We start from the raw sequence: 24227 nt of genomic DNA on the forward strand, positions 1-24227 counted from the left end.
AAGCGCTTTCCTGGAGGTCCCGTGTCCGGCGTCCACCGACGTACCGTCATCAAGGGCGCCGCAGTCGCGGCAGCCGCCACCTCGTTCTCCTGGGCCCTGTCCCGCCCCGCAGCCGCGGCGTCCGGCACGGCCGCCGGCACCGAGCTGCACTGGCTGGAGGGCGCCCCCGACGCCCACGCCGGCACCACCTGGGGCGTCCCCTGGGCGCGCGGTACGCACAGATCCGGACAGCCCCTGAAGCTGACGACCGCCGACGGCACCGACGTCCCCGTCCAGACCTGGCCCACCGCCTACTGGCCCGACGGCTCGGTCAAGTGGACGGCCCACGCGATCGCCCCCGACGCCCCCCGCTCCGAGCGCTACCTCCTCGACGCGGGCACCCCGGCCGCACCGCGGCACCGGGTGGCGGTCCGGCGCGCGAAGGGCGGCGTCGAGGTCTCGACCGGCGTCCTGACGGCGCTCTTCGCGGCGAAGGGCGCCGACACCGTCGTACGGAGTCTGAGGCGCGGTGGGGTCGAGGTCGCGCGGGACGGGCGGCTGGTCGCGCTGCGGCAGGGGAGTGTGCAGGGCGGGGCCGAGGTGGAGGCGTTCGCCGGGCGGGTGGAGAAGGTGGAGGTCGAGCAGGACGGGCCGGTGCGGGCCGTGGTACGGGTCGAGGGTCGGCACCGGCACGGCGGGCGGGGGTGGCTGCCGTTCGTGCTGCGGTTCGCGTTCTCGGCCGGTGCGGAGTCGTTCCGGCTCGTGCACACCTTCGTCTGGGACGGCGAGCAGGAACCCGGCCGCGACCAGGGCGACTTCCTGCGCGGGCTCGGGGTGCGCTTCACGGTCCCGCTGCGCGACCAGGCGTACGACCGGCACATCCGCTTCGCCGACTCCGGCGGGGGCCTGTTCGCCGAGGCCGTCCAGGGCATCACCGGCCTGCGCCGCGACCCCGGTGCGGCGGTCCGGGCCGCGCAGGTCGCCGGGGAGAAGCTGCCCGACCTCGCGACCTGGGACACGCGCGTGTCCAGCCGCCTCGCCTACATCCCCCAGTGGGGCGACTACACGCTGGCCCAACTCACCGCCGACGGCTACCAGATCCGCAAGCGCACCAAGGCCGGGCACGGCTGGATCCCGGCCGCCGCCGGTCAACGGGCCGGTGGATTCGGGTACGTCGGCGGCGCGAGCGGCGGACTCGCCTTCGGCGTACGGGACTTCTGGCAGCGCCACCCCACCCAGCTCGACGTGCGCGGCGCCGCGAGCAGCGCCGCCGAGGTCACCCTCTGGCTCTACGCCCCGGAAGCCCAGCCGCTCGATCTGCGCTTCTACCACGACGGGTTGGGCCAGGACACGTACGACAAGCAGTCCGACGGCGGCCTGGAGATCACGTACGAGGACTACGAGCCCGGCTTCGGCACCCCGTACGGGATCGCGCGGACCAGTGAACTCACGTTCTGGGCCGTGGAGAAGACACCGGCCGCCGCTCAACTCGCCAGTTTTTCCAGAGCCGTTGCGACCCCGCCCCTTCTGACCGCCGCACCCGGGCGCCTGCACGCCGCCGGGGTGTTCGGCGACTGGGCGCCCGTCGACCGCTCCTCGAAGGCCCGCACGGCGATCGAGGACCACCTCGACGACCTGTTCGCCTACTACCGCGACCAGCGCGAGGAGCGGCGCTGGTACGGGTTCCTCGACTACGGCGACGTCCAGCACACCTACGACACCGACCGGCACGTCTGGCGCTACGACGTCGGCGGATTCGCCTGGGACAACTCGGAGTTGGGGACCGACCTCTGGCTCTGGTACCACTTCCTGCGCACCGGCTCCGCCGAGGTGTTCCGGTTCGCGGAGGCGATGACGCGGCACACCGGCGAGGTCGACGTCTACCACCTCGGCAAGTGGGCGGGCCTCGGCACCCGGCACGGCGTCCAGCACTACGCGGACAGCGCCAAGCAGGTGCGGATCTCGACGGCGGCCAACCGGCGCTTCTTCTACTACCTCACGGGCGACGAGCGCACCGGCGACCTGCTGCGCGAACTCGCCGACGTGGAGCTGACGTTCCTCGCCGTCGACCCCCAGCGCAAGGTCCGCACCGACGGCTACACCCCCGGCGACCGGCACGCCCTCTCCGTCGGCTTCGGCACCGACTGGGGCGGCATCTCGGCGGCCTGGCTCACCGAGTGGGAGCGACGCGGACCGCGGGCGGAGCGGGCCCGCACGAAACTGGTCAACTCCCTGCGGACCATTGCCGCGCAGCCCAACGGCTTCTTCACCGGAACCGGTCTCCTCGACGCCGACACCGGCCGGTTCGCGCTCACGGCGAGCACAGCGGTGAACGTGTCGCACCTCAGCGCCGTGTTCGGGCTCGTGGAGACCACCAGCGAGATCGTCGCTCTCCTGGGCGACCAGGAACCGGAGTTCCGCACGGCCTGGCTGAACTACGCCCGCTACTACAACGGAACCGACGCCCAGAAGCGCGGACTCACCGGCTCCACCTGGAAGTCGGCCCTCCCGGCCGCCCACTCCCGCATCACCGCGTACGCCGCCCGCCACCAGGACGACCCCGCCCTCGCGAGCCGCGCCTGGAAGGAGTTCTTCACCGGCGCCGACACCTACTTCCCGTCGAACGACTGGTCCCGCGTCACCGTTCCCACGCCCCACGTCCTGCGCACCACACGGGAGATCCCCTGGGTCTCCACCAACTCCTCGGCGCAGTGGGCGCTCGCGGCGATCCAGAACCTCGCCCTGATCGGAGATGAGATCCCGTCATGAAACGCCTCCTGATACCGGCGCTCGGCCTCGCCTTCCTCGTCCCGCAACCCGCCCACGCGGCCGGCACGGACACGGTCCGCCCCGACGACCGCCGCCTCGCCTACGAGGGCCACTGGAGCCGCAGCGCCGAGGCCGCCGTGACCGTCAACTCCGGTTCCCGGCTGCGCTTCTCCTTCACCGGGAACACCGTCCACGCCCTCTTCGACGTCGCCTCCGTCACGGTTCCCGCGCAGGTGTACGTGTCCGTCGACGGCGGCCCCAAGCAGCGGTACGCCGTCGACCGCCCCGACATCGGGATCACCGCGCAGGGGCGCGGACCGCACACCGCCGAGCTGTCCGTGAAGGACGTGTTCTCGCGGGTGAACCGGTGGGTGCCGCCGCTCCAGACGGGGGTGACACTCACCGGGCTCAAGGGGCGGGTGATTCCCCGACGCGCCGAGCACGAGCGGCAGTTCGCGTTCTACGGCGACTCCGTCACGCAGGGCGTCAACGCCCTGTGCGGCAGCAGCACGTCCGACTGCGCCGACGGAACGGCCGCCTACCCGACGCTGGTCGCCGACGCGCTGCACGCCTCGCTGACGCAGGTCGGGTTCGGGCGGCAGGGCGTGATCCTCACCGGGAACGGGGGAGTGCCGAACGCCCGGGACGCGTACGGCTGGAACTACGCCGGATCGGCGGCGAGTCCGGACCGTAAGGCCGATGTCGTCGTGGTCAACCAGGGGTCGAACGACGCGGCGTACGGGGCCGAGGAGTTCACCGCCGCCTACCGTGCGTACCTCGCGCTGCTGCGTCGAGCCGCCCCGCACGCACGGATCTTGGCGCTGCGACCCCTCAACGGCACGCACGCGGCGGACGTTTCGGCGGCCGTCTCCCAACTCGCCGATCCACACACCGAGTTCGTGGACACCACCGGATGGATCTCCGCGGACGATCTCAACGACGCGGTCCACCCGAGCGTCCAGGGTCACCGTAAGGTGGCGGACCGGTTGATCACCTTGCTGACCCCGACCGAAGGAGCGCACCGACATGACGACCACGCGTAGAGCGTTCGGCGTCCTCGCGGCGGGAGCCGCCCTCGCCGCCGTCGCCCCCGCGACGCGGGCCGCCGCCGCACCCCGCCGCCGGCTCCTCGCCCACGACGACTTCTGCCACGGGCTCGGGAAGTGGGCCGTGGAGCTGGAGAAGGGCGGCACGGTCACGGCCTCGCGGGGCGTGCTGGAGGCCGACGTGCCCGCCGGGGCGACCATCTGGTTCCGGCAGCCCCTCCAGGGGCCGTACGTCATCGAGTACACCGCCACCCCCGTCTCCGCCGGGGGTGTCAACGACCGGGTCTCCGACCTCAACAACTTCTGGAACGCCGTCGACGTGCGCTCGCCGGACGACATCTTCGCGACCGCGCGCGGGGGCGCGCTCGCGGAGTACGACTACCTGAAGACCTACTACTCCGGGTACGGCGCGAACTACAACACGACGACCCGGCTGCGGCGGTATGTCGGGGAGGCGGGGGTCCGGCCGCTGATCTACGACTACACCGAGCCGCTGCTCGTCGCGAACGAGCCGAACCGGGTGCGGATCGTCTCCGACGGGTCGACCGTGCGGTGGTGGGACAACGGGCGGCTCGTCTTCGACTACAGCGACCCCGAGCCGTACACCGGCGGGCACTTCGCCTTCCGGACCACCTGGAGCCATTTCCGGATCGAGGGATTCCGGGTGTGGTCCCTGCATCACGGACGCCGCTGAGACCCCGGGTTATTCCCGGATTGGGCAACTCTTTAGGAGTGGCTTATCTCACCGTCCGTCAACCCTTTATTACGGTCGCGTAGGTCACATTCGAAGGTGAATCATGGGCTGTTGTGGCAGACGATTCGAAGAGTGACAGCAAGACAGTGATGATCGGGTCGTACGTGGCGGTGGGGGACAGCTTCACCGAAGGCGTCGGCGACCCCGGCCCCGACGGGGCGTTCGTCGGCTGGGCCGACCGGTTCGCGGTACTCCTCGCGGACCGGCGGGCCGAGGGCGACTTCGCGTACACGAACCTCGCGGTGCGCGGGAAGCTGCTCGACCAGGTCGTCGCCGACCAGCTTCCCCAGGCCGCCGCGATGGCCCCCGACCTGGTGTCCCTGTGCGCGGGCGGCAACGACATCCTGCGGCCCGGGACCGACCCCGACGAAGTCGCCGAACGGTTCGAACTCGCCGTCGCGCAGATGGTGTCCGTAGCCGGCACGGTGATGGTGACGACCGGGTTCGACACCCGGCAGATGCCGGTCCTCAAACACCTGCGCGGCAAGATCGCGACGTACAACGGACACGTCCGCGCCATCGCCGACCGGTACGGGTGCCCCGTCCTCGACCTGTGGTCCCTGCGCTCCGTCCAGGACCGCAGGGCCTGGGACGACGACCGGCTCCACCTGTCCCCGGAGGGGCACACGCGCGTGGCGCTGCGCGCGGGGCAGACGCTGGGCCTCGACGTCCCGGCCGACCCCGAGCAGCCGTGGCCCGCGCTCCCGCCGCGCGGGCCGCTGGACGTCCGGCGCGACGACGTGCACTGGGCGCGCGAGTACCTCGTGCCGTGGATCGGGCGCCGACTGCGCGGCGAGTCCTCCGGGGACCATGTGACGGCGAAGGGCACGTTGTCGCCGGACGACATCAAGATGCGGATCTCGGCGGTGGCCTGAGGCTCGGGCGGGGGCCTTCGGCGACTGCGCACGAGGCGGCGGCGGTGCGGTCCGGGTTCCGTGGGCGGGTGTGGCGCGGTGACCTGGGCCGGACGGTCACGAGGCGGCGGCGAGCGGCCCGAGGGCGGCCGGTGCGCGGCGCCGGATGCCGTCCCAGGTCCGCCGGATCGGCGCCGCCCGCTTGTCACGGGGGCTCGGCCAGTGAGGTGATCGTGCGGGAGTGGTGCGGGTGGGGGCCGTGATGCGGGTGCTGGGATGGCCGGACGCCTCCGGGGGTTTCCCGGATGGCGGAACGTCGTCCCCGATCTGCGTAAAGGACCGGCCCGCATGCCCCGTTCCCGTACGTCCCGCGCCACCGCCGCGCTCGCCGTGACCTTCCTCTCGCTGGGCCTGTCCGCGCCCGGTGCCGCCGCGCTGGACGCGGGGCACGCGTCCGCACCCGTCGCCGCGCGGGCCGCGTCCGCACCGGCCACGGTCACCGTGACCGGGGACGGCAGCGCGAGCGCCGAGCCCGATCTCGCGGTGCTGGGCATCGGGGTCGAGGCGACCGCGAAGACCGCGAAGGCGGCGATGGCCGCGCAGAACAAGGCGGCCGACGCGCTGCTGAAGGCGGTGCGCGGGCAGGGGGTGGCCGACAAGGACGTCCACACCGACGGCATCTCCTTGAGCCCCGTCTACGACTACACGGACGGCACCTCCGTGCTCACCGGGTACCGGGCCGCCCAGTCCTTCACGGTCAAGGTCCGTGTCATCGACCGCACCGGCACCGTCCTCCAGGCCGTCACCGACGCCACCGGCGACGCGGGCCGCGTCAACTCCGTCGTCTTCGACCTCGCGAACCGCGAACCCCTCCAACGCGCCGCCCGCAAGGCCGCGTTCACGGACGCCCGCGCCAAGGCCGAGCAGTACGCCGCGCTGAGCGGCCGGCACCTCGGCCGCCTGGTGACCTTGAGCGAGGGCAGCACGGGGTACGCGACCCCGGCCCCGCCGATGGCCGCGGACATGCCGGCCGGCGGCCTCGGAGCCGTACCGCTGGCGCCGGGCGAGATCAAGGCGACGTCCTCGGTGACGGTGGTGTACGAGCTGGACTGAGCGGGATCGTGTGCGCGGGCCGTCCGGGCTGGGGCTCGGGCGGCCTGCGGTGTTTCGGGGGAATCAAGTCGGCTGTCGCGGCGTTTTCCCGGGTGGTCCGGCGATGCCGGGGCACGGCGCGGCTCGGCCGGAGCGGTTCGGTGGAGGGTTCGCGCAGGGTCCTGGGGGCCGGGCCGGTTGTCAGAGGGGCCGACCATAATGGGAAGTCTCAGCAGAACCATCTGGAGGTACCGTGGCCGGTTCCCGTTCCCTCAGCTCCGGGCTCCGCGCGTTGACACCCGCGGCGTTCGGCGTGGACCCGAGCGGTGAGCGTATGGCGCGGATCCGCAGATCGCCGCATTTCAAGGACGGGGTCTTCGTCAATCCCGGGGCCCCCTCGGCCCCACGGGACTCCGGTACGGCCGTGGACTTCGTGAAGGGCCTCTTCGACAAGGACACCCGCCCCCACCGCGCCCCCTCCGGCACCATCCCCGTCCACGCGACGACCCTCGCCGACCTCGCCAAGCCCCCGGCGACGGGCCTGCGCGTGACCTGGATGGGCCACTCCAGCGTGCTCGCGGAGATCGACGGCCACCGCGTGCTGTTCGACCCGGTCTGGGGCGAGCGTTGTTCCCCCGTACCCTTCGCGGGCCCGAAGCGCCTGCACCCCGTACCCCTCCCGCTCGCCGCCCTCGGCCCGGTCGACGTCGTCGTCATCTCGCACGACCACTACGACCACCTCGACCTGCCCACGATCAAGGCGCTGGCCGGCACGGACACCCTGTTCGCGGTCCCCCTCGGCGTCGGCGCGCACCTGGAGCACTGGGGCGTCCCCGCGGACCGCCTGCGCGAGCTGGACTGGCACGAGGAGACCAAGGTCGGCGGCCTCACCCTGACCGCGACCCCGGCCCGCCACTTCTGCGGACGCGGCCTGCGCAACACGCAGCACACGCTGTGGGCGTCCTGGTCGGTCGCCGGTTCCGAGCACCGGATCTACCACAGCGGCGACACCGGCTACTTCGAGGGCTTCCAGGACATCGGCGCCGCGCACGGCCCGTTCGACATCACGATGATCCAGATCGGCGCGTACTCGGCGCTGTGGCCGGACATCCACATGACGCCCGAGGAGGGTATGCGCGCCCACCTCGACCTCCAGGGCGGCGCCCCGTCCGGCGTGATGATGCCGATCCACTGGGGCACGTTCAACCTCGCGCAGCACCCGTGGGCGGAGCCGGGGGAGTGGACCCTGGCGGCGGGCGAGGCCGTCGGCCAGGCCGTCGCCGTACCGATCCCGGGCCAGCCCTTCGAACCCGGCGGCGAGCTGCCGACGCGGGCCTGGTGGCGGAGCATCTCGGCGCCGCTGGAGAAGGAGTGGCCGGTGCCGGCGGTGTCGCGGAGCGATCTGGGGCTCGTCGGCGAGGGCTGAGACCGGCCGTACGCCGGGGTGGGGTTCTTCGGGACCCACCCCGGCTTTTTGTCTGGCCAAAGCGAACACGCTGAGTGACCGACATCCGGGGCGGGTGTCCGGCTTCCGTACGGGACCGCTTGAGACCGTCCCTGATCAGTTCTTTTCCCTACGTGACACCCGCCGGTGACGGGTTATCGGGCAGGCGTGCGAGCGCTCATACCAGAGCGGGACGATTGCCGCAGGAGTTCGCCAACTGCCCGCCGTACCTGCCTCGTTGGCAACTACTGTGAGTCGCCGCACAGCCAGGGACCCGACGGATCAGGACGAGGACACGGATGTCGCACCTCCGCGCACCCGCCGCACGAGCAGACCGCCGTGAGGGCGGACGGCACGGACGACCGGTCGCCCGCACGGCCGAGACCCATATACGGCCGCACCTTCTGCGGCTCGCGGTACTGCCGCCGACCGCCGTCGCGCTCGGCGCGTGCGCGGTCGTGCTGTTCACCGTGCGCGCCACCGACGTCCCGCTCGGCCCCACCCTGTGGGCCGTCCTCGCGGGCGCGGTCGTCGTCACCGGCGCGGGGATCGGGGTCGCCGCCGTCGCCGCCGGGCGTACCGCGCGGTCGGTCACCGACCGGATCGACGCGCTGCGGCGGGCCGCCGCGCGCGGTGAGGCCGATCTGCGGGCGCTGGTCGAGGCGTTACGGCGCGGGGAGGCGCCGCCTCAGCGCCGTACGCGGGGGCTGCCGCCCGGCGACGCCGACGAGTTCGAGCTGCTCGCGGCGGATCTCGCGCGGGCGCACGACGGGGCCGTGGCGGCGGTCGTCCAGGCGACGCAGCTGTCCAGCCGGACCGGGAGCGAGCAGAAGCTGGAGGTGTTCCTCAATCTCGCGCGGCGGCTTCAGTCCCTGGTGCACCGGGAGATCCTGCTCCTCGACGAGCTGGAGAACGAGATCGAGGATCCCGACCTGCTGAAGGGGCTCTTCCACGTCGACCATCTCGCGACGCGGGTGCGGCGGCACGCGGAGAACCTGGCGGTGCTGGGGGGTGCGGTGTCGCGGCGGCAGTGGAGCCACCCCGTGTCCATGACCGAGGTGCTGCGGTCCGCGATCGCCGAGGTCGAGCAGTACTCGCGCGTGAAGCTGGTCCCGCCCGTCGACGGTGACCTCCGGGGGCACGCCGTCGCGGATGTCATCCACCTCCTCGCGGAGCTGGTGGAGAACGCCACGGTCTTCTCCGCCCCGCACACCCAGGTCCTCCTGCGCGCCAACCTCGTCACCTCCGGCCTCGCGGTCGAGGTCGAGGACCGGGGCCTCGGTATGCCGCCGGAGGAACAGTCCCGCATGAACGCGCTCTTGGCGGACCCCGACCAGGTCAACGTCGGCCGCCTGCTGGCCGACGGCCGGATCGGCCTGTTCGTGGTCTCCCAGCTCGCCCGCCGGCACGGCATCAGGGTGCGGCTCCAGAACAACATCTACGGCGGGGTCCAGGCGATCCTGGTGGTGCCGCAGGCGCTGCTGGGGGCGGCGGGTCGGGGGCCTTCGGGTACGACGACGGCGGGGCCCCAGCCGATGGACGGCACCGGCATCGTCGTACCGGAGGCCGCGCCGACCGCCACGCCGCCGCACGGCACGCGCGCGATGCCGACGGCCACTTCACCGCAGGGAATGCGGGCGACGCCGACGGCCGCCGCCTCACCGCAGACCACGCACACATCGCCCCCCGCCACCCCGGGTCCCCGCCACGCGAGCCCCCGGACGGTACCGAGAGCCAACGGCACGCAGCCCGCCGCCGGGGCACACCGGGTCAACGGCACGCATCCTGGGGGGCACAGCGCGGACGCCTCTGCCCCTGGGACCGGTACGCGGCCCACGGGCACGGGTTCCGAGGGCGGGCACGGCGGCGGTGGCCCGGCGGGGGGTACGCATCGGGGCGACGGTGCGGGAACGGGTGGTGCCGGGTACGGCGTCGGGGGCCAGGCCACGGGGGGTGTGCCTCGGGTCGACCCCGCCGGTCCGCCCCCTGGGCCCGCCCCCCTCAACGGCACGTACCCCACCGACCCCGCCCGCCCCGCCCCCCTCCCCATGCGCAACACCCGGGACGCGCGGCCCAACCCCGCCGAGGCGCGGCCCGGGATCAGGGTCGGGGACCGGGCCGCCGTCGAGGAGATGCAGGGGGAGGTGCCGGTACCGAGGGTGGGGGCCGTGCGGGGGACGATCGGGAAGCCCCGGCTGCCGCGGCGCCGGGCACAGGAACACCTGGCTCCGCAGTTGCGCGGGGGCCCCGTGCAGAGGCCCGAGAACGAGGAGCCCGGGGGACACGATCCGGGACTGATGGCGGCGTTCCAGCGGGGGATGGGCCTCGCGGAGGCACAACTCGGCATGGAAACGGACCGACTCGGCCAGGCCCACGCCCCCGACACCCCCCTGACCTCCCCCACGCCCCTCACCCCGCCCTCCGACGGAAACCCCCTCTCACGATGACCCCGTTACCAAACCCCACCACCCCGTCCCCCGAGCCCTCCACCCATCGCGGCCCCCCGAACCACCCCGCGCCCCCACCCCACATCTCCACAACCCCCCTCAAGGAGTCGATCCACCATGGCGAGCGACGCGCCGGCCACCGGGCAGGTATCCGATCTCGACTGGCTGATGAGCGGCCTCGTGCAGCGTGTGCCCCACACGACGAGCGCGGTGCTGCTGTCGTGCGACGGGCTCGTGAAGTCCGTGCACGGGTTGGACCACGACAGCGCGGACCATATGGCGGCGCTGGCGTCGGGCCTGTACTCGCTGGGCCGCAGCGCGGGCGTGAGGTTCGCGGACGGCGGGGACGTACGGCAGGTGGTGGTGGAACTGGACTCCGCGCTGCTGTTCGTGACGACGGCCGGATCGGGGACCTGTCTCGCCGTGATGGCCGGCAGGGAGGCCGACGCGGCGGTGCTCGGCTACGAGATGGCGATGCTCGTCAAGAGCGTACGGCCGTACCTCGTGACCGCCCCCCGCCAGCACCCCGTCGAACCCCCGGCGATGAGGTCGTGAACGTGATGGCGGCCGACGGGCCGTGGCTCGACGACGCGGCCGGCCGCCTGGTGCGTCCCTTCACCGTGAGCAACGGCCGCACCAGGCCCACCGTCGCCCTGGACCTGATGTCGCAGGTACGGGCCACCGGGACGAGCCCCCTCGGCTATCTGGGCCCGGAGCACGCGCAGGCGCTCGACCTGTGCCGCGCCCCGGTACCGGTGGCCGAGGTGGCCGCCCATCTGAAACTCCCGGCGGCGGTCACCAAAGTGCTGCTGTCGGACCTGGTGGACTGCGGGGCTCTGACCACGAAACCCCCGGAGTTCCACCACAACCCCACCGACCGGGCCCTACTGGAGGCGGTGCTCGATGGACTACGACGACAGCTGTGAGTACGACGCGTACGGCTCCCGCGATGATCAGACCCCGTTCCCGACCGCGCTGAAGGTGCTGGTCGCGGGCGGGTTCGGGGTCGGCAAGACCACCTTCGTCGGCGCGGTCAGCGAGATCGCGCCGCTGTGCACGGAGGAACTGCTCACGACCGTCAGCGCCGGCACCGACAGCCTCGACGGCGTCGAGAACAAGGTCGAGACGACCGTCGCCATGGACTTCGGCCGCATCAGCCTGGACCCCGACCACGTCCTCTACCTGTTCGGGACGCCGGGCCAGCAGCGGTTCTGGTTCATGTGGGACGAACTGTGCGAGGGCGCTCTCGGCGCGGTGATCCTCGCGGACACGCGCCGCCTCCAGGACTGCTTCGCGGCCGTCGACTTCTTCGAGGAGCGCGGCCTCGGATTCATCGTCGCCGTCAACGAGTTCGACGGCGGCCACCGCTATCACCCGGAGGAGGTCCGGGCCGCTCTGGACCTCAACCCGGCGATCCCGGTGGTCCGTTGCGACGCGCGGATCTCCGCGTCCGGCGTCCAGACCCTGCTGACCCTCGTCAAGCACCTCATCGCCCACACACCCGCTGAGAACGCCCGCGCATGACCCCCAACTCGCAGAGAGGAGCCCTGGGATGAGCTACGGACCGCCGCGGCCGGTGGGGCGGCTGCTGGTCACGCCGGAGGACCGGGAGGCGCCCGCACGGGCCCGGAGGCTGAGCCGACTCGGCCTCGGGAAACGCGCGGAGCCGATGCTGGACCGCCTCGCCGAACGCCTCGCGGAGATCACCCGGACGCCGTACGCGATGGTCAACTTCGTGGGCGAGGAACGCCAGTTCTTCGCCGGTCTGTACGTCGCACCGGGCGCCAAAGGGTCGTTGGAGCGCGAGCTTCCCCGCGACCACGGCTACTGCCCCCATGTCGTCGTCAGGCGGCGGGCGTTGGCGCTCGGCGACGTCGGCGACTATCCGCGCTTCGCCGGCAACCCGATCGTGGATGAGTACGGCGTCCGCTCCTACCTCGGCGCCCCCCTGATCGACAGCACCGGCATGGTCCTCGGCACGGTCTGCGTCGCCGACCTCACGCCAAGGGCCTGGGGGACCACGGGACTTGAGACGGTCAAGGCGACCGCCGCCGAACTCGTCGTCCGGCTGGAGGAGAGGGCGTGAAGCGGATCTGCGGCGCCGCTTAAGAAAAGCTCGATGGACCGGGGCGGCCCGGGTACGGCAGATTCGTCGTCGTATCCATCCCCCTCCCCGGACCCGGGTCACGTCGTCGTGCCCGCGAGGCCGGTCGACTCACGTCAGGAGCCGCTGCGTTGAAGGCGCTGGTCAAGGAGAAGGCGGAGCCGGGACTGTGGCTGCGGGACGTCCCGGAGCCGGCGGTCGGCGCCGGGGACGTACTGATCAAGGTGCAGCGCACCGGGATCTGCGGCACCGACCTGCACATCCGGTCCTGGGACGGCTGGGCGCGGCAGTCGATCCGGACGCCGCTGGTCGTGGGGCACGAGTTCGTCGGCGAGGTCGTGGAGACCGGCGCGGGCGTCACGGACGTCGCGATCGGCGACCGGGTCAGCGGCGAGGGGCACCTCGTGTGCGGGAAGTGCCGCAACTGCCTCGCCGGGAGGCGGCACTTGTGCCGGGCGACGGTCGGTCTCGGGGTGGGCCGGGACGGCGCGTTCGCGGAGTACGTCGCGCTGCCCGCGTCCAACGTGTGGGTGCACCGCGTCCCCGTGGACCTCGACGTCGCCGCGATCTTCGACCCGTTCGGCAACGCCGTGCACACGGCCCTGTCGTTCCCCCTCGTCGGGGAGGACGTCCTCATCACCGGCGCCGGTCCGATCGGCTTGATGGCGGCGGCAGTCGCCCGCCACGCCGGTGCGCGCAACGTCGTGATCACCGACGTCAGCGAGGAGCGCCTCGACCTCGCGCGGAAGGTCGGCGTGAGCCTCGCGCTGAATGTGGCGGAGCGTCAGATCATCGACGGGCAGCGGGAGTTGGGGCTGCGCGAGGGCTTCGACGTCGGCCTGGAGATGTCCGGCCGCCCCGAGGCCCTGCGCGACATGATCGCCAACATGACGCACGGCGGCAAGATCGCGATGCTGGGCCTGCCGACCGAGGAGTTCCCCGTCGACTGGTCCCGGATCGTCACCTCGATGATCACCCTCAAGGGCATCTACGGCCGCGAGATGTTCGAGACCTGGTACGCGATGTCCGTCCTCCTGGAGGGCGGCCTCGACCTCGCCCCCGTCATCACCGGCCGCTACGGCTACCGCGACTTCGACGCCGCCTTCACCGACGCCGCGAGCGGCAGGGGCGGCAAAGTCATCCTCGACTGGACGAGCTGAAGGATCACCATGTTCGACTCCGTACGCGACGACCTGCGCGCCACCCTCGAAGAGATCCGCGCCGCCGGGCTCCACAAGCCCGAACGCGTCATCGACACCCCGCAGTCCGCGACCGTCAACGTCAGCTCCGGCGGCCGGCCCGGCGAGGTCCTCAACTTCTGCGCCAACAACTACCTCGGCCTCGCCGACCACCCCGACGTCATCGACGCCGCGCACCGCGCCCTCGACCGCTGGGGTTACGGCATGGCCTCCGTCCGCTTCATCTGCGGCACCCAGGAGGTCCACAAGGAGCTGGAGGCCAGGCTCTCGCGGTTCCTCGGCCAGGAGGACACGATCCTCTACTCCTCCTGCTTCGACGCGAACGGCGGCGTCTTCGAGACGCTGCTCGGCGAACAGGACGCGGTGATCTCCGACGCCCTCAACCACGCGTCGATCATCGACGGCATCCGCCTCTCCAAGGCCCGCCGCTTCCGCTACGCCAACCGCGATCTCGCCGACCTGGAACGGCAGTTGAAGGAAGCGGGGTCGGCCCGGCGCCGCCTGATCGTCACCGACGGCGTCTTCTCCATGGACGGCTACCTCGCGCCGCTGAAGGACATCTGCGACCTCGCCGACCGGTACGACGCGATGGTCATGGTCGACGACTCCCACGCCGTCGGCTTCACCGGGCCCGGCGGACGCGGCACCCCCGAGCTGCACGGCGTCATGGACCGGGTCGACATCATCACCGGCACCCTCGGCAAGGCCCTCGGCGGAGCCTCCGGCGGGTACGTCGCCGCCCGCGCCGAGATCGTCGCGCTGCTGCGCCAGCGCTCACGGCCGTACCTGTTCTCCAACACCCTCGCGCCGGTCATCGCGGCGGCCTCCCTGACCGTCCTCGACCTCCTGGAGTCCGCCGGTGACCTGCGGGAACGGCTCGCCGAGAACACGGCGCTGTTCCGGCGGCGGATGACCGAGGAAGGTTTCGACATCCTCCCCGGCGAGCATCCCATCGCGCCGGTGATGATCGGGGACGCGGCGAGGGCGGGGCGCCTCGCGGAGCTGCTGCTGGAACGCGGGGTGTACGTGATCGGGTTCTCGTACCCGGTGGTGCCGCAGGGGCAGGCGCGGATCCGGGTGCAGTTGTCCGCGGCGCACTCGCTGGAGGACGTGAACCGGGCGGTGGACGCGTTCGTGTCGGCGCGGGAGGAGCTGGAGGCATCGGCCGGGGCGGAGCTGGAGGCGTTGGCCGGGGCGGGGCTGGAGGCGTCGGCCGGGGTGGAGCCGGGGGCGTCGGCCGGGGCGGAGCTGGAAGGCTGAGGGCATTTCGAGAGGCTTGGGGCATCTTGCGATAATCGGACCCATGATCGAAGCTCGGCGGCTCCACATCCTCCGCGCGGTGGCCGACCACCGTACGGTCACCGCGGCTGCCGCCGCGCTCTACCTCACCCCCTCCGCCGTCTCCCAGCAGCTCGCCGCGCTGGAACAGGAGACCGGCCACCGCCTCGTCGAACGCGGCGCCAAGGGCGTACGGCTCACCCCGGCCGGCGAGATCCTGCTCGGCCACACCAACGCCGTGCTCGCCCAACTGGAGCGCGCGGAAGCCGAGTTGGCGGCGTACAGCAACGGCGAGGCGGGCACGGTCACCGTCGCCGCGTTCGCGACCGGCATCGCGCTCGTCGTCGCGCCCGCGATGACCCGGCTCGCCCGCACCGCGCCCGGCATCCGGCTGCGCGTCCAGGACGCGGAGGGGGACGCGAGCCTGCCGATGGTCCTCGACCGGCAGGTGGACGTCGCCGTCGCCGTCGAGTACCGGGGCGCCCCCGCCGCCGACGACCCCCGCCTCACCCACGTACCCCTCTACGCGGAACCCTTCGACGCGGTCCTCCCCTCGCACCACCGCCTCGCGGACACGCCCGAGGTCCCGCTCGCGGAGCTGGCCAAGGACACGTGGGTCGGCCCCTACCCCGGCAACCCCTGCCACGACGTCGCCGTCCTGGCCTGCGAGAACGCCGGTTTCCAGCCGCGTATGGAACACGCCTCGGACGACTTCCGCGCGGTCGTCGCGCTGGTCGCCGTAGGCGCGGGAGTCGCCCTCGTACCCCGTTCCGCCCTGCTCGGAACCGATCTCGCGGGGGTTTGTGTCCGGCCCGTGGACGGGATCGCGCCGACGCGGCGGGTGTTCGCGGCGATAAGGCGGGGCGCGGAGACACATCCGCTGATCAGACCTGTCCTGGAGGCGCTGGGCGAGGTGAGTCATCCGTAACGGGGGCGTTTCGCGCCGAGGGTAACGTCCCGGGACATGACGCGCTTGGTGAGTGATGACCCGATCGTACGACTGGACCCCTCCGCCCTCGACGGCCTCGCCGGCCTCCTTGTCGAGGTCGTGGACGACGGCGCCTCCGTCGGCTTCCTCGCACCGCTGGACCCTGCGGAGGCCCTGGCCTGGTGGTCCGAGCGGGCGGCCGACCCCCGGCTCGCGGTCTGGGTCGCGTACGACGGTCCGCGCGTCGTCGGAACCGTGTCGCTGGCGTACCCGGACAAACCCAACAGCCGGCACCGGGCGGAACTGGTGAAGCTGATGGTCGCGAAGGACGCGCGGGGGAGGGGGCTCGCGCGGCGGCTGCTGGACGTCGCCGAGGAGGCCGCCGTCGCCGCCGGGGTGACGCTGCTGCATCTCGACACCGAGACCGGCAGCCCCGCCGAGCGGCTGTACGAGGGGGCCGGGTGGACGCGGGTCGGGGTGATCCCGGACTACGCGGCCGATCCCGGCGGGGTACTGCGCCCGACCACCTTGTACTACAAGCGGGTTGGGGTCCTTGAGGGGTAACCGTCCTGCGGAGGGTGACTGTCAGTGGTGGCCGGTACGGTCTGGAACATGCCGGACGCCGAAGATGTACGCCGAATCGCCCTGTCGCTGCCCGACACCACGGAGAAGACCGCCTGGAACATGCCGACCTTCCGGGTCGCCGGGAAGATGTTCGTCACGCTCCCCGAGGACGAGACGTCCATCGCGGTGCGCTGCCCCAAGGAGGAGCGCGACGAACTCGTCCTCGCCGAGCCGGGGAAGTTCTGGATCGCCGGCCACGAGGCCCAGTTCGCGTGGGTGCGGGCGCGGCTCGCGGAGGTGGAGGACGAGGAGGAGCTGCGGGCGATCCTCGCGGACTCGTGGAGGCAGGCCGCGCCTACGCGGCTGCTGGAGGCGTATCCGGGGCTGGGGGTGACGGAGGTGTGAATCAGACGGTTGCCGGCCCGCGTCCCTTCAGGAAGCTCCCGATCCGCTCCCGCAGGGACCCGGCGTCCAGACCGTGAGCTGCCGTGTGCTCCTCGACCGTGCCGTACCTGCGCAGTTCACGGCGGCCGACCCCGAGGCCGAGGACCCTGTGCGGGCGGTCCGCCAGCGCGTCGTTCGCGGCCGATGCCGAGGTGCCCGCGAGGTACGGCTCGACCAGGACGACGTCCGTGCCCGCCGCGTCCGTCGCCCGGCGCAGCGCCTGTGCGTCGAAGGGGCGGACCGTCGTGCCGTACAGGACCGTCACGTCCAGGCCCTCCGTCGCCGCGAGCACCGCGTCCAGCGTCGGCCCCACGGCGAGGACGACTCCGCGCCGGCCCTCCCGTACGGTCAGGAAGCCGTGCCCGTCGACCGGGCGGGCCTCGTCGTTGGACAGTTCCGACAGCCGGACGTACACCTTGTCGTCCCCGGCGGCCACCGCGTGCCGCAGCAGCGTCTCGGCCTCGTCGGGGTGGCCGGGGACGTGGACGGTCCAGCCGTCCAGCGTGTCCAGCAACGCGACGTCGCCGGGCGACATGTGCGTGAAACCGCCCGCGGGCCAGTCGTACGACGCTGCCGCGCTGACCAGCACCGCGCCCAGGTCCTGGTGCCCCAGATCCAGCTTGACCTGCTCGAAGGGGCGCTCCACGAGGAAGCTGGCGAAGGTGTGCATGACCGGGCGCATACCGGTGAGCGCCAGCCCCGCGCCCGCGCCGATCAGCAGCTGCTCCCTGATGCCGACGTCGATGACGCGGCCGGGGTGGCGGCGGCGGGCTTCGGCGAAGCTGTCGGAGCCGATGACGGCGAGGACGACGGCGAGGCGGGGGTCTTCGTCGAGGAGACGAGTGAGGGTGGGGGCGAGGCGGTCGCGCATGGTGTCCATGAGGGTTCCCTAAGAATGTGAGGCGGTCCGGGAGGACCGGGTGTGGCTGATGAGGGTCTGTCGTTGATGGCTCGGAAGGAATGGCCGCCCGGTCCTCCAGGACGCTCCGACCACTGATTGAGAACTGCGGTCATCGCTGGTTAGGGACCTGTCGGCGGGGTGTTCTTCGGACCATGAAGTACTGGTCACGAGGGGTACGGAGCGACGGGCTTGAGCACACGGCAGGCGCGGATATGGGTCGGCATCGACGCGGGGAAGGGGCACCACTGGGCGGTGGCTGTGGACGCCGACGGCGAGACGCTGTTCTCGACGAAGGTGATCAACGACGAGGCCCAGATCCTCACTCTCATCGAGACGGCCCGTGAGCGGGCTGATGAGGTGCGGTGGGCGGTGGACATCTCCGGCCGGGCCTCCACCCTGCTGCTGGCCCTGCTGGTCGCCCACGGGCAGCAGGTCGTCTACGTCCCCGGCCGGACGGTCAACCGCATGTCCGGCGCCTACAAGGGCGAGGGCAAGACCGACGCCAAGGACGCCCGTGTCATCGCTGACCAGGCCAGAATGCGACGGGACTTCGCCCCGCTGGACACGCCCCCGGAGCTGGTCTCCACCCTGCGGGTGCTGACGAACTATCGGGCAGACCTGATCGCCGACCGCGTCCGCCTGATCAACCGGCTCCGCGACCTGCTGGTGGGCATCTGCCCCGCGCTGGAGCGGGCCTTCGACTACTCCGCGGCCAAGGGCCCGGTCGTCATGCTGACCGAGTATCAGACCCCGGCCGCCCTGCGTCGGATCGGCGTCAAGCGGCTGACGACCTGGCTGGAACGCCGCAAGGTCCGCGGCGCTGTCGACGTCGCGGCCAAGGCCGTCGAGGCCGCCCAGTCCCAGCAGATCGCACTGCCCGGCGAGAAACGGGCCGCCAAGCTGGTCTGCGACCTCGCCCACCAGCTCCTGGCCCTGGACGAGCGGATCAAGGACCACGACCGGGAGATCCGCGAGACCTTCCGCACCGACGACCGCGCCGAGATCATCGAGTCCATGCCCGGCATGGGCCCCATCCTCGGGGCCGAGTTCGTCGCCATCGTCGGGGACCTGTCCGGCTACCGCGACGCGGGCCGTCTGGCCTCGCATGCCGGCCTGGCCCCGGTCGCCCGGGACTCCGGCCGCCGCACCGGCAACTACCACCGGCCCAAGCGCTACAACCGGCGCCTGCGGCACATCTTCTACATGGCCGCCCAGACCGCGATGATGCGACCCGGACCTTCCCGGGACTACTACCTCAAGAAGCGGGCCGAGGGACTGCTGCACACGCAGGCCCTCCTCTCGCTTGCCCGCCGCCGGGTCGACGTGCTCTGGGCGATCCTGCGTGACAAGAGGCTGTTCACCTCCGCCCCACCGGTCACGCAGGCGGCTTGACACGGTCATTGAGATTCCTTCGGAGTGCCGGTGCTTTTGTTTTTTGTGGGGCTTCAGCCCCGTCGGGCCTGGGCCGGGTTCTTCGGTTCCACCTGTGCGATCACCGCGTGCGGTCGCCCGGCGTGCGGTGTCGTGTACGCCTCGTACAGGGCCGTGTGGTCCCGTCCGTCGACCGTGGCCGTCGACCACCCCGCCGCCTCGAACCGCGCGGCGATCCCGCCGGGCCGGGCGTGGCCGGCGGAGGCGTTGTCGACGACGACCGTGTGCAGGCGGTCGAGGCCGGCCGGACCGGCGTACGCGATGGCCTCGTGGTTGCTGCCCTCGTCGAGCTCGGCGTCGCCGGTCAGGACCCAGACGGCGGGGTCGGGCCGGTCCTGGGCGCGCAGGCCCAGCGCCGTACCGACGGCGAGCGGCAGACCGTGCCCGAGCGAGCCGCTGCCGATCTCCGCGCCGGGGACGAGGACGCGGTCGGGGTGGTGGCCGAGGGGCGAGTCGTACGAACCGAAGCCGTCCAGCCACTCCACCGGCAGGAACCCCTTCGCGGCGAGGACCGCGTAGTACGCCATCGGCCCGTGCCCCTTGGACAGCAGGAACCGGTCCCGCTCCGGATCCTCGACCCGCTCGGGCGTGACCCTCAGTACCCGGTCGTACAGCACCCACAGCACGTCCAGCGTCGACGTCGCCGCCGGTCCGTGCTTCTCCGCGCCGGTCATCCGCCCCATCAGCCCGGCCAGTTCCTCGTACCCGTACGTCCGGCGTGTTCCCTCGGTGATCGTCATGCCATCGATCGTGCAACCTCGACCAAGCTTGAGGTCAACTCCGCTCCGCCGCGGAAAGGGATGCGCGACCAGCGATCCGAGTGCGGTATATTTTCCCTGCGCGTTCAACCAGGGGAAACCCCAGGTCAAACGGGCAACGGGACGTGGCGCAGCTTGGTAGCGCACTTGACTGGGGGTCAAGGGGTCGCAGGTTCAAATCCTGTCGTCCCGACTGTGAAAGTCGGAGGCCGTGCCAGAGAGATCTGGTACGGCCTCCGATCTGTTTGTGTGTGTGGGGGGGGCGCCGTCGAGGAAGAGACATCGGGGAGGGCCCCTCGGGTGTCTCGGTAGCCTGGCCGCACCCGATCAAGGCGAAGGCGACCCCGATGCTTGATTACGGTCTCGACCTGTCCGGCGTGGAACACGGCCTCGCGCTGCCCGACCTGGTGGCCGAGGGTGCCGCTCTCGACGCGCTGGCGTCCGCCCGGCCCGACTGGACCCTCCCGACTCCCGCACGGGGCTGGACGATCGCCCACCAGATCGCCCACCTCACGGCGGCCGACGCGAACGTCCTCGTCGCCCTGCGCACACCGGACGCCTTCGACGCGGTCCTGAAGCGCACGGAAGCCGGGGGCGCCGGGTACGCCGATGCCGAAGCCGCGGAGGGCGCGGCCATGCCTCGCGCAACTCTGCTGGAACAGTGGCGTGTTGGCCGTACGGAGGTCGCGGCGGCACTGCGCGAGATCCCGTTGGACCACGAATTCCCTTGGTACGGCTCCCGGTTGACCCCGGCCCTCATGATTCCGCTCCGCCTGATGGAGACCTGGGCCCACGGCCAGGACATCTACGACGCCGTGGACGTACCGCACCCTCCCACGGGCCGCCTCCGGCACGTCGCCGCCCTGGGCGTGATCGGCCGCGAACTCTCCTTCTACGCAGCCCAGTTGCCCCCCCCGACCCACCCCTTCCGCGTGACCCTGACGAGCCCCGACGACCAGACCTGGACCTGGGGTCCGGAGGACGCCGGACAGCAAGTCCATGGCAGCGCGGTGGACTTCGGTCTTCTCGTCACCCGGCGCAGAACTCCGGCGGAGACAGGGCTCGTTGCGGTGGGGGAGGATGCGCGGACGTGGCTCGGGATCGCCCGCGTCTTTCTCTGACGCCGTACGCGTTTCTTTGTTCGACCCGGCCGGAAATCCCTGCCGCCGCCGAAAAACGCTTGGACGTTGCCCCCGCCCGCGCGGGAGACTTCCCGTTCCTCCTCCGATTTGTCCCGCTTGCGCGTGCCGTTTTTCGCGTGCCCGGGGCCTGAGCGATGCAGGGACGGGATGGATACGGCTGAATCACGCAAGGGCGCGGTGATGCTCGCCCTTCGGTACTACGGACGGGAGTTGGGGCGGCTGAAATGGCTGGCGCTGCCGGCGTTGCTGCTGCCCGCGCTGGGGAACGCGGGCATCAACTACGTGGCGCCGCTGGTGGTGGCGAAACTGGTGGGGCGGATCGCGGACGACGGGGATGTGGTCGTCTCGACCGCGCTGCCGTACGTCGTGGGGTTCGCCGTCGTGATGCTGACGGCCGAGGTGCTGTGGCGGATCGGCATCCACTGCCTGAACCGGGTCGACGCGCTCGGCATCGAGAACCTGTACGTCGTCGGCATGGACGAACTCTTCGCGAAGGACGCCGCGTTCTTCCACGACAACTTCGCGGGGTCGCTCACCAAACGGGTGTTGAGTTTCGCCGGCCGGTTCGAGGAGTTCGCGGACACGCTGGCTTTCGAGATCGTGGGGAGCCTCGTACCGCTCGTGTTCGGGTCGATCGTGCTGTGGCAGTACGAACCCTGGCTCGTCGTCTGCCTGTTGACGATGATCGTGCTCACGGCCGTCGGGGTGACGCCGCTGATCCGGCGCAGGCAGCGGCTTGTTGCCCAGCGCGAGGAGGCGATCGCCCGGGTGTCGGGGCACGTCGCCGACAGCCTCATGAACATGGACACCGTGCGCGCCTTCGCCGCCGAGGAGCGCGAGGCCGCCGAACACCGGGTGCGGGTCGCGGAGTCGAAGCGGCTGACGCTGAGGTCGTGGGACTACGGGAACCTGCGCATCGACACGTTCGTCGCGCCGATGTCCGTCCTCACCAACGCACTCGGTCTGCTGCTCGCGGTCACGCTGGCCGGGGGCGGGCACAGTGTCGAGGGCGTCATCGTGGCGTTCATGTACTTCATGAGCGCCACGCGCATCATGTTCGACTTCAACAGGATCTACCGGCGCATGGAAGGCTCCATGACCGAGGCGGCGCAGTTCACCGAACTGCTGCTCACCTCGCCGACCGTCGTCGACCCGCCCACCCCGGAGCCGCTGGCACCGCGCTCCGCCGACGTCCGCTTCGAGCAGGTCACCTTCGCGCACGGCGGGGGCAACCCCCTCTTCGAGAAGCTCGACCTGGACGTGCCGAGCGGGACGAAGATCGGGCTGGTCGGCAGGTCCGGCGGCGGGAAGACGACGCTCACGCGGCTGCTGCTGCGGATGACCGACATCGACGGCGGACGCATCCTCGTCGGCGGCCAGGACATCAGCCGGCTGCGCCAGGCCGACCTGCGCGGCCTCATCGCGTACGTCCCGCAGGAACCCGCCATGTTCCACCGCAGCCTGCGCGACAACATCGCCTTCGCCCGGCCCGACGCCACCGACGCGGACATCCGCCGCGCCGCCGAGGCCGCCCACGTCACGGAATTCGCCGACGGGCTGCCGGAGGGCTTCGACACGATGGTCGGCGAACGGGGCGTCAAACTCTCCGGCGGCCAGCGCCAACGCGTCGCCCTCGCCCGGGCGATCCTGCGCGACGCACCGATCCTGCTGCTCGACGAGGCGACGAGCGCGCTGGACTCCGAGAGCGAGATCCTGGTGCAGGACGCGCTGTGGCGGCTCATGGAGGGCCGTACGACGCTGGTCGTCGCGCACCGCCTCAGCACCGTCGCCGGGATGGACCGGCTCGTCGTCCTCGACCGGGGGCGGATCATCGAGCAGGGGAGCCACGGGGAGTTGCTGGCGGCGGAGGGGGCGTACGCGAAGTTGTGGCAGCACCAGTCGGGCGGGTTCCTGGACGATACCGAGGAGCCGACGGGGGTGAGGGCGTGAGGTGAGGGGCGGACGAGGGCGTTGTACCGGGACTGCGGTACGTCGTCCGCCTCTCGCGGGTGGCGCGGGCGCGTACGACGTTGATGGAGCAGGTCGTGCGGGGGCGACGGGGGGAGGGAGGCGCTCGGCGTCGATGGCGCCCCTCTCGCCGCCGCCCCCGAGCCCTGCCCCCTCACGGACGCCCCCGAGCTGCCCCCTCAGCGCCGATTCCGCGCCTTGCTCCCCCTCGGCGCCTTCACGAACTGCATCTCCAGCGTCACCGGCGGCTCGGCCACCCCCGGGCCGCCCGCCTCCGCCCACGCGATGACCTCCTCCGTCGCGTCGTCGTCCGTGGCGAAGCCGATCCACACCGCCCGCGCCCCGGCGAGGCGCGCGGCGGTGGACGGCTGGACGACGATGACGTTCGCCTGGTCGCAGGGCCCGAGGCAGTCGGTCGTACGGACCGTGAACGTACCGCCGGACGCGGCGGCCGAGGCGCGGAGCCGGTCGAGCTGCCAGCCGTGGTCGAAGCCGGGGTGCTTGCGGCGGTCGCCGCAGCAGCAGCCCCTGCACACCACGACCGTGCAGGGGGCGCCGCGCTGGGAGGGGAACATCAGAACGTCAGGACGCGGAGAGGCCGACGTGCGCGAGGGCCTGGCGCAGCAGGAACCCGTGCCCGCCGGGCATCTCGCTCTGCACGGCCGGGGACGCGGCCTCCTGCGGCTCGAACCACACGAGGTCCAGCGCGTCCTGACGCGGCTGGCAGTCACCGGTCACCGGAACGATGTACGCCAGCGACACCGCGTGTTGACGCGGATCGTGGTAGGGAGTGACGCCCTGCGTGGGGAAGTACTCGGCCACCGTGAACGGCTGGAGCGCGGCCGGCAGCCGGGGCAGCGCTACCGGCCCGAGGTCCTTCTCCAGGTTGCGCAGCAGGGCGTCGCGGACGCGCTCGTGGTGCAGGACCCGGCCCGAGACCAGGGTCCGGCTGACGTCGCCGTCCGGTCCGATGCGCAGGAGCAGGCCGATGCTGGTGATCTCGCCCCGCTCGTCCACGCGGACGGGCACAGCCTCGACGTACAGGATCGGCATCCGGGCGCGGGCCAGTTCCAGCTCGTCCTGGCTCAGCCAACCGGGCGTGGTCTCGGTCATGTCAGACATTGC

General features: G+C 71.8%; 23 protein-coding genes and 1 tRNA gene. 20 read left to right on the forward strand and 4 right to left on the reverse strand.

Translation table 11 applies throughout. The features are described 5' to 3' along the window. Positions 1 to 21: 21 nt before the first annotated feature. The 16 genes from ACQCO7_RS36145 (at position 22) to ACQCO7_RS36220 (ending at position 16863) form a co-directional block, all read left to right on the forward strand. The gene (locus tag ACQCO7_RS36145; protein ID WP_464075757.1) at positions 22 to 2748 is read left to right on the forward strand and encodes an exo-rhamnogalacturonan lyase family protein; all 2727 of its coding nucleotides are present in this window, start codon (positions 22 to 24) and stop codon (positions 2746 to 2748) included. Next, the gene (locus ACQCO7_RS36150; protein ID WP_464075758.1) at positions 2745 to 3791 is read left to right on the forward strand and encodes a GDSL-type esterase/lipase family protein; all 1047 of its coding nucleotides are present in this window, start codon (positions 2745 to 2747) and stop codon (positions 3789 to 3791) included. Before ACQCO7_RS36145 ends, ACQCO7_RS36150 begins: the two co-directional genes overlap by 4 nt. Further along, a complete protein-coding gene (locus ACQCO7_RS36155; RefSeq protein ID WP_464075759.1) occupies positions 3775 to 4488 on the forward strand; it encodes a DUF6250 domain-containing protein in 714 nt (237 codons plus the stop codon). The genes ACQCO7_RS36150 and ACQCO7_RS36155 overlap by 17 nt, the downstream gene beginning before the upstream one ends. Positions 4489 to 4637: 149 nt before the next feature. Then, complete coding sequence (locus ACQCO7_RS36160; RefSeq protein WP_464077375.1) at positions 4638 to 5423, forward strand: SGNH/GDSL hydrolase family protein; 786 nt, start codon at positions 4638 to 4640, stop codon at positions 5421 to 5423. 327 nt (positions 5424 to 5750) lie between these two features. Then, positions 5751 to 6515: an SIMPL domain-containing protein gene (locus tag ACQCO7_RS36165; RefSeq protein ID WP_464075760.1), complete on the forward strand. Its 765-nt coding sequence runs from the start codon at positions 5751 to 5753 to the stop codon at positions 6513 to 6515. Positions 6516 to 6747: 232 nt separating this feature from the next. Continuing rightward, entirely contained in the window at positions 6748 to 7920 is a 1173-nt protein-coding gene (locus tag ACQCO7_RS36170; RefSeq protein ID WP_464075761.1) for an MBL fold metallo-hydrolase, read from the forward strand. 317 nt (positions 7921 to 8237) lie between these two features. Next, on the forward strand, positions 8238 to 10385 hold the full coding sequence (locus ACQCO7_RS36175; protein WP_464075762.1) for a sensor histidine kinase: 2148 nt from the start codon (positions 8238 to 8240) through the stop codon (positions 10383 to 10385). Between the two features lie 117 nt (positions 10386 to 10502). Beyond that, positions 10503 to 10940 (forward strand): roadblock/LC7 domain-containing protein, encoded by a 438-nt coding sequence (locus ACQCO7_RS36180; protein WP_464075763.1) that lies wholly within the window; start codon positions 10503 to 10505, stop codon positions 10938 to 10940. A 5-nt stretch (positions 10941 to 10945) separates the two neighbouring features. Next, positions 10946 to 11311 carry a DUF742 domain-containing protein gene (locus ACQCO7_RS36185; protein WP_109363650.1) on the forward strand — a complete coding sequence of 122 codons (366 nt, stop codon included), beginning with the start codon at positions 10946 to 10948 and terminating at the stop codon, positions 11309 to 11311. After that, a complete protein-coding gene (locus tag ACQCO7_RS36190; protein WP_010356656.1) occupies positions 11289 to 11909 on the forward strand; it encodes a GTP-binding protein in 621 nt (206 codons plus the stop codon). The genes ACQCO7_RS36185 and ACQCO7_RS36190 overlap by 23 nt, the downstream gene beginning before the upstream one ends. Before the next feature lie 28 nt (positions 11910 to 11937). Further along, on the forward strand, positions 11938 to 12471 hold the full coding sequence (locus tag ACQCO7_RS36195; protein ID WP_464075764.1) for a GAF domain-containing protein: 534 nt from the start codon (positions 11938 to 11940) through the stop codon (positions 12469 to 12471). A 149-nt stretch (positions 12472 to 12620) separates the two neighbouring features. Then, on the forward strand, positions 12621 to 13649 hold the full coding sequence (tdh, locus tag ACQCO7_RS36200) for an L-threonine 3-dehydrogenase (protein WP_464075765.1): 1029 nt from the start codon (positions 12621 to 12623) through the stop codon (positions 13647 to 13649). A gap of 9 nt (positions 13650 to 13658) precedes the next feature. Further along, positions 13659 to 14948: a glycine C-acetyltransferase gene (locus tag ACQCO7_RS36205; protein WP_464075766.1), complete on the forward strand. Its 1290-nt coding sequence runs from the start codon at positions 13659 to 13661 to the stop codon at positions 14946 to 14948. Positions 14949 to 14991: 43 nt separating this feature from the next. After that, the gene (locus ACQCO7_RS36210; RefSeq protein WP_464075767.1) at positions 14992 to 15894 is read left to right on the forward strand and encodes a LysR family transcriptional regulator; all 903 of its coding nucleotides are present in this window, start codon (positions 14992 to 14994) and stop codon (positions 15892 to 15894) included. Positions 15895 to 15930: 36 nt separating this feature from the next. Then, positions 15931 to 16458 carry an N-acetyltransferase family protein gene (locus ACQCO7_RS36215; RefSeq protein ID WP_464075768.1) on the forward strand — a complete coding sequence of 176 codons (528 nt, stop codon included), beginning with the start codon at positions 15931 to 15933 and terminating at the stop codon, positions 16456 to 16458. A 48-nt stretch (positions 16459 to 16506) separates the two neighbouring features. Next, complete coding sequence (locus ACQCO7_RS36220) at positions 16507 to 16863, forward strand: MmcQ/YjbR family DNA-binding protein (RefSeq protein WP_464075769.1); 357 nt, start codon at positions 16507 to 16509, stop codon at positions 16861 to 16863. A 1-nt stretch (position 16864) separates the two neighbouring features. On the opposite strand, the gene ACQCO7_RS36225 is transcribed toward ACQCO7_RS36220, so the two are convergent. Then, positions 16865 to 17782, reverse strand: a complete 918-nt coding sequence (locus ACQCO7_RS36225) for a transketolase family protein (protein ID WP_464075770.1) — start codon at positions 17780 to 17782, stop codon at positions 16865 to 16867. A gap of 210 nt (positions 17783 to 17992) precedes the next feature. Between ACQCO7_RS36225 and ACQCO7_RS36230 the strand changes: the two genes are divergently transcribed. Beyond that, positions 17993 to 19195: an IS110 family RNA-guided transposase gene (locus ACQCO7_RS36230; RefSeq protein ID WP_464075771.1), complete on the forward strand. Its 1203-nt coding sequence runs from the start codon at positions 17993 to 17995 to the stop codon at positions 19193 to 19195. A gap of 53 nt (positions 19196 to 19248) precedes the next feature. On the opposite strand, the gene ACQCO7_RS36235 is transcribed toward ACQCO7_RS36230, so the two are convergent. Then, positions 19249 to 19974 carry a thiamine pyrophosphate-dependent enzyme gene (locus ACQCO7_RS36235; RefSeq protein WP_464075772.1) on the reverse strand — a complete coding sequence of 242 codons (726 nt, stop codon included), beginning with the start codon at positions 19972 to 19974 and terminating at the stop codon, positions 19249 to 19251. 137 nt (positions 19975 to 20111) lie between these two features. Here ACQCO7_RS36235 and ACQCO7_RS36240 point away from each other — a divergent pair. From ACQCO7_RS36240 to ACQCO7_RS36250, 3 genes are all read left to right on the forward strand, one after another. After that, a tRNA-Pro gene (locus ACQCO7_RS36240) sits at positions 20112 to 20185 on the forward strand. A 154-nt stretch (positions 20186 to 20339) separates the two neighbouring features. After that, entirely contained in the window at positions 20340 to 21113 is a 774-nt protein-coding gene (locus tag ACQCO7_RS36245) for a TIGR03084 family metal-binding protein (protein WP_464075773.1), read from the forward strand. A 201-nt stretch (positions 21114 to 21314) separates the two neighbouring features. Beyond that, complete coding sequence (locus tag ACQCO7_RS36250; RefSeq protein ID WP_464075774.1) at positions 21315 to 23084, forward strand: ABC transporter ATP-binding protein; 1770 nt, start codon at positions 21315 to 21317, stop codon at positions 23082 to 23084. Between the two features lie 197 nt (positions 23085 to 23281). Here the strand turns inward: ACQCO7_RS36250 and ACQCO7_RS36255 are convergent, their stop codons facing one another. Further along, positions 23282 to 23677 carry a (2Fe-2S) ferredoxin domain-containing protein gene (locus ACQCO7_RS36255; protein WP_464075775.1) on the reverse strand — a complete coding sequence of 132 codons (396 nt, stop codon included), beginning with the start codon at positions 23675 to 23677 and terminating at the stop codon, positions 23282 to 23284. Between the two features lie 7 nt (positions 23678 to 23684). Beyond that, positions 23685 to 24224: an NUDIX hydrolase family protein gene (locus ACQCO7_RS36260; RefSeq protein ID WP_029184246.1), complete on the reverse strand. Its 540-nt coding sequence runs from the start codon at positions 24222 to 24224 to the stop codon at positions 23685 to 23687. Between the last annotated feature and the right edge of the window lie 3 nt (positions 24225 to 24227).

This window comes from Streptomyces saintjeani (assembly GCF_055409605.1).

Excerpts from the sequence above, each read along its gene's own strand:
- ACQCO7_RS36150 (WP_464075758.1), top strand. The coding sequence starts at position 2,745 with ATGAAACGCCTCCTGATACCGGCGCTCGGCCTCGCCTTCCTCGTCCCG.
- ACQCO7_RS36155 (WP_464075759.1), top strand. The coding sequence starts at position 3,775 with ATGACGACCACGCGTAGAGCGTTCGGCGTCCTCGCGGCGGGAGCCGCC.
- ACQCO7_RS36160 (WP_464077375.1), top strand. The coding sequence starts at position 4,638 with ATGATCGGGTCGTACGTGGCGGTGGGGGACAGCTTCACCGAAGGCGTC.
- ACQCO7_RS36165 (WP_464075760.1), top strand. The coding sequence starts at position 5,751 with ATGCCCCGTTCCCGTACGTCCCGCGCCACCGCCGCGCTCGCCGTGACC.
- ACQCO7_RS36175 (WP_464075762.1), top strand. The coding sequence starts at position 8,238 with ATGTCGCACCTCCGCGCACCCGCCGCACGAGCAGACCGCCGTGAGGGC.
- ACQCO7_RS36180 (WP_464075763.1), top strand. The coding sequence starts at position 10,503 with ATGGCGAGCGACGCGCCGGCCACCGGGCAGGTATCCGATCTCGACTGG.
- ACQCO7_RS36185 (WP_109363650.1), top strand. The coding sequence starts at position 10,946 with ATGGCGGCCGACGGGCCGTGGCTCGACGACGCGGCCGGCCGCCTGGTG.
- ACQCO7_RS36190 (WP_010356656.1), top strand. The coding sequence starts at position 11,289 with ATGGACTACGACGACAGCTGTGAGTACGACGCGTACGGCTCCCGCGAT.
- ACQCO7_RS36195 (WP_464075764.1), top strand. The coding sequence starts at position 11,938 with ATGAGCTACGGACCGCCGCGGCCGGTGGGGCGGCTGCTGGTCACGCCG.
- ACQCO7_RS36205 (WP_464075766.1), top strand. The coding sequence starts at position 13,659 with ATGTTCGACTCCGTACGCGACGACCTGCGCGCCACCCTCGAAGAGATC.
- ACQCO7_RS36210 (WP_464075767.1), top strand. The coding sequence starts at position 14,992 with ATGATCGAAGCTCGGCGGCTCCACATCCTCCGCGCGGTGGCCGACCAC.
- ACQCO7_RS36215 (WP_464075768.1), top strand. The coding sequence starts at position 15,931 with ATGACGCGCTTGGTGAGTGATGACCCGATCGTACGACTGGACCCCTCC.
- ACQCO7_RS36220 (WP_464075769.1), top strand. The coding sequence starts at position 16,507 with ATGCCGGACGCCGAAGATGTACGCCGAATCGCCCTGTCGCTGCCCGAC.
- ACQCO7_RS36225 (WP_464075770.1), bottom strand. The coding sequence starts at position 17,782 with ATGGACACCATGCGCGACCGCCTCGCCCCCACCCTCACTCGTCTCCTC.
- ACQCO7_RS36235 (WP_464075772.1), bottom strand. The coding sequence starts at position 19,974 with ATGACGATCACCGAGGGAACACGCCGGACGTACGGGTACGAGGAACTG.
- ACQCO7_RS36245 (WP_464075773.1), top strand. The coding sequence starts at position 20,340 with ATGCTTGATTACGGTCTCGACCTGTCCGGCGTGGAACACGGCCTCGCG.
- ACQCO7_RS36250 (WP_464075774.1), top strand. The coding sequence starts at position 21,315 with ATGCTCGCCCTTCGGTACTACGGACGGGAGTTGGGGCGGCTGAAATGG.
- ACQCO7_RS36255 (WP_464075775.1), bottom strand. The coding sequence starts at position 23,677 with ATGTTCCCCTCCCAGCGCGGCGCCCCCTGCACGGTCGTGGTGTGCAGG.
- ACQCO7_RS36260 (WP_029184246.1), bottom strand. The coding sequence starts at position 24,224 with ATGTCTGACATGACCGAGACCACGCCCGGTTGGCTGAGCCAGGACGAG.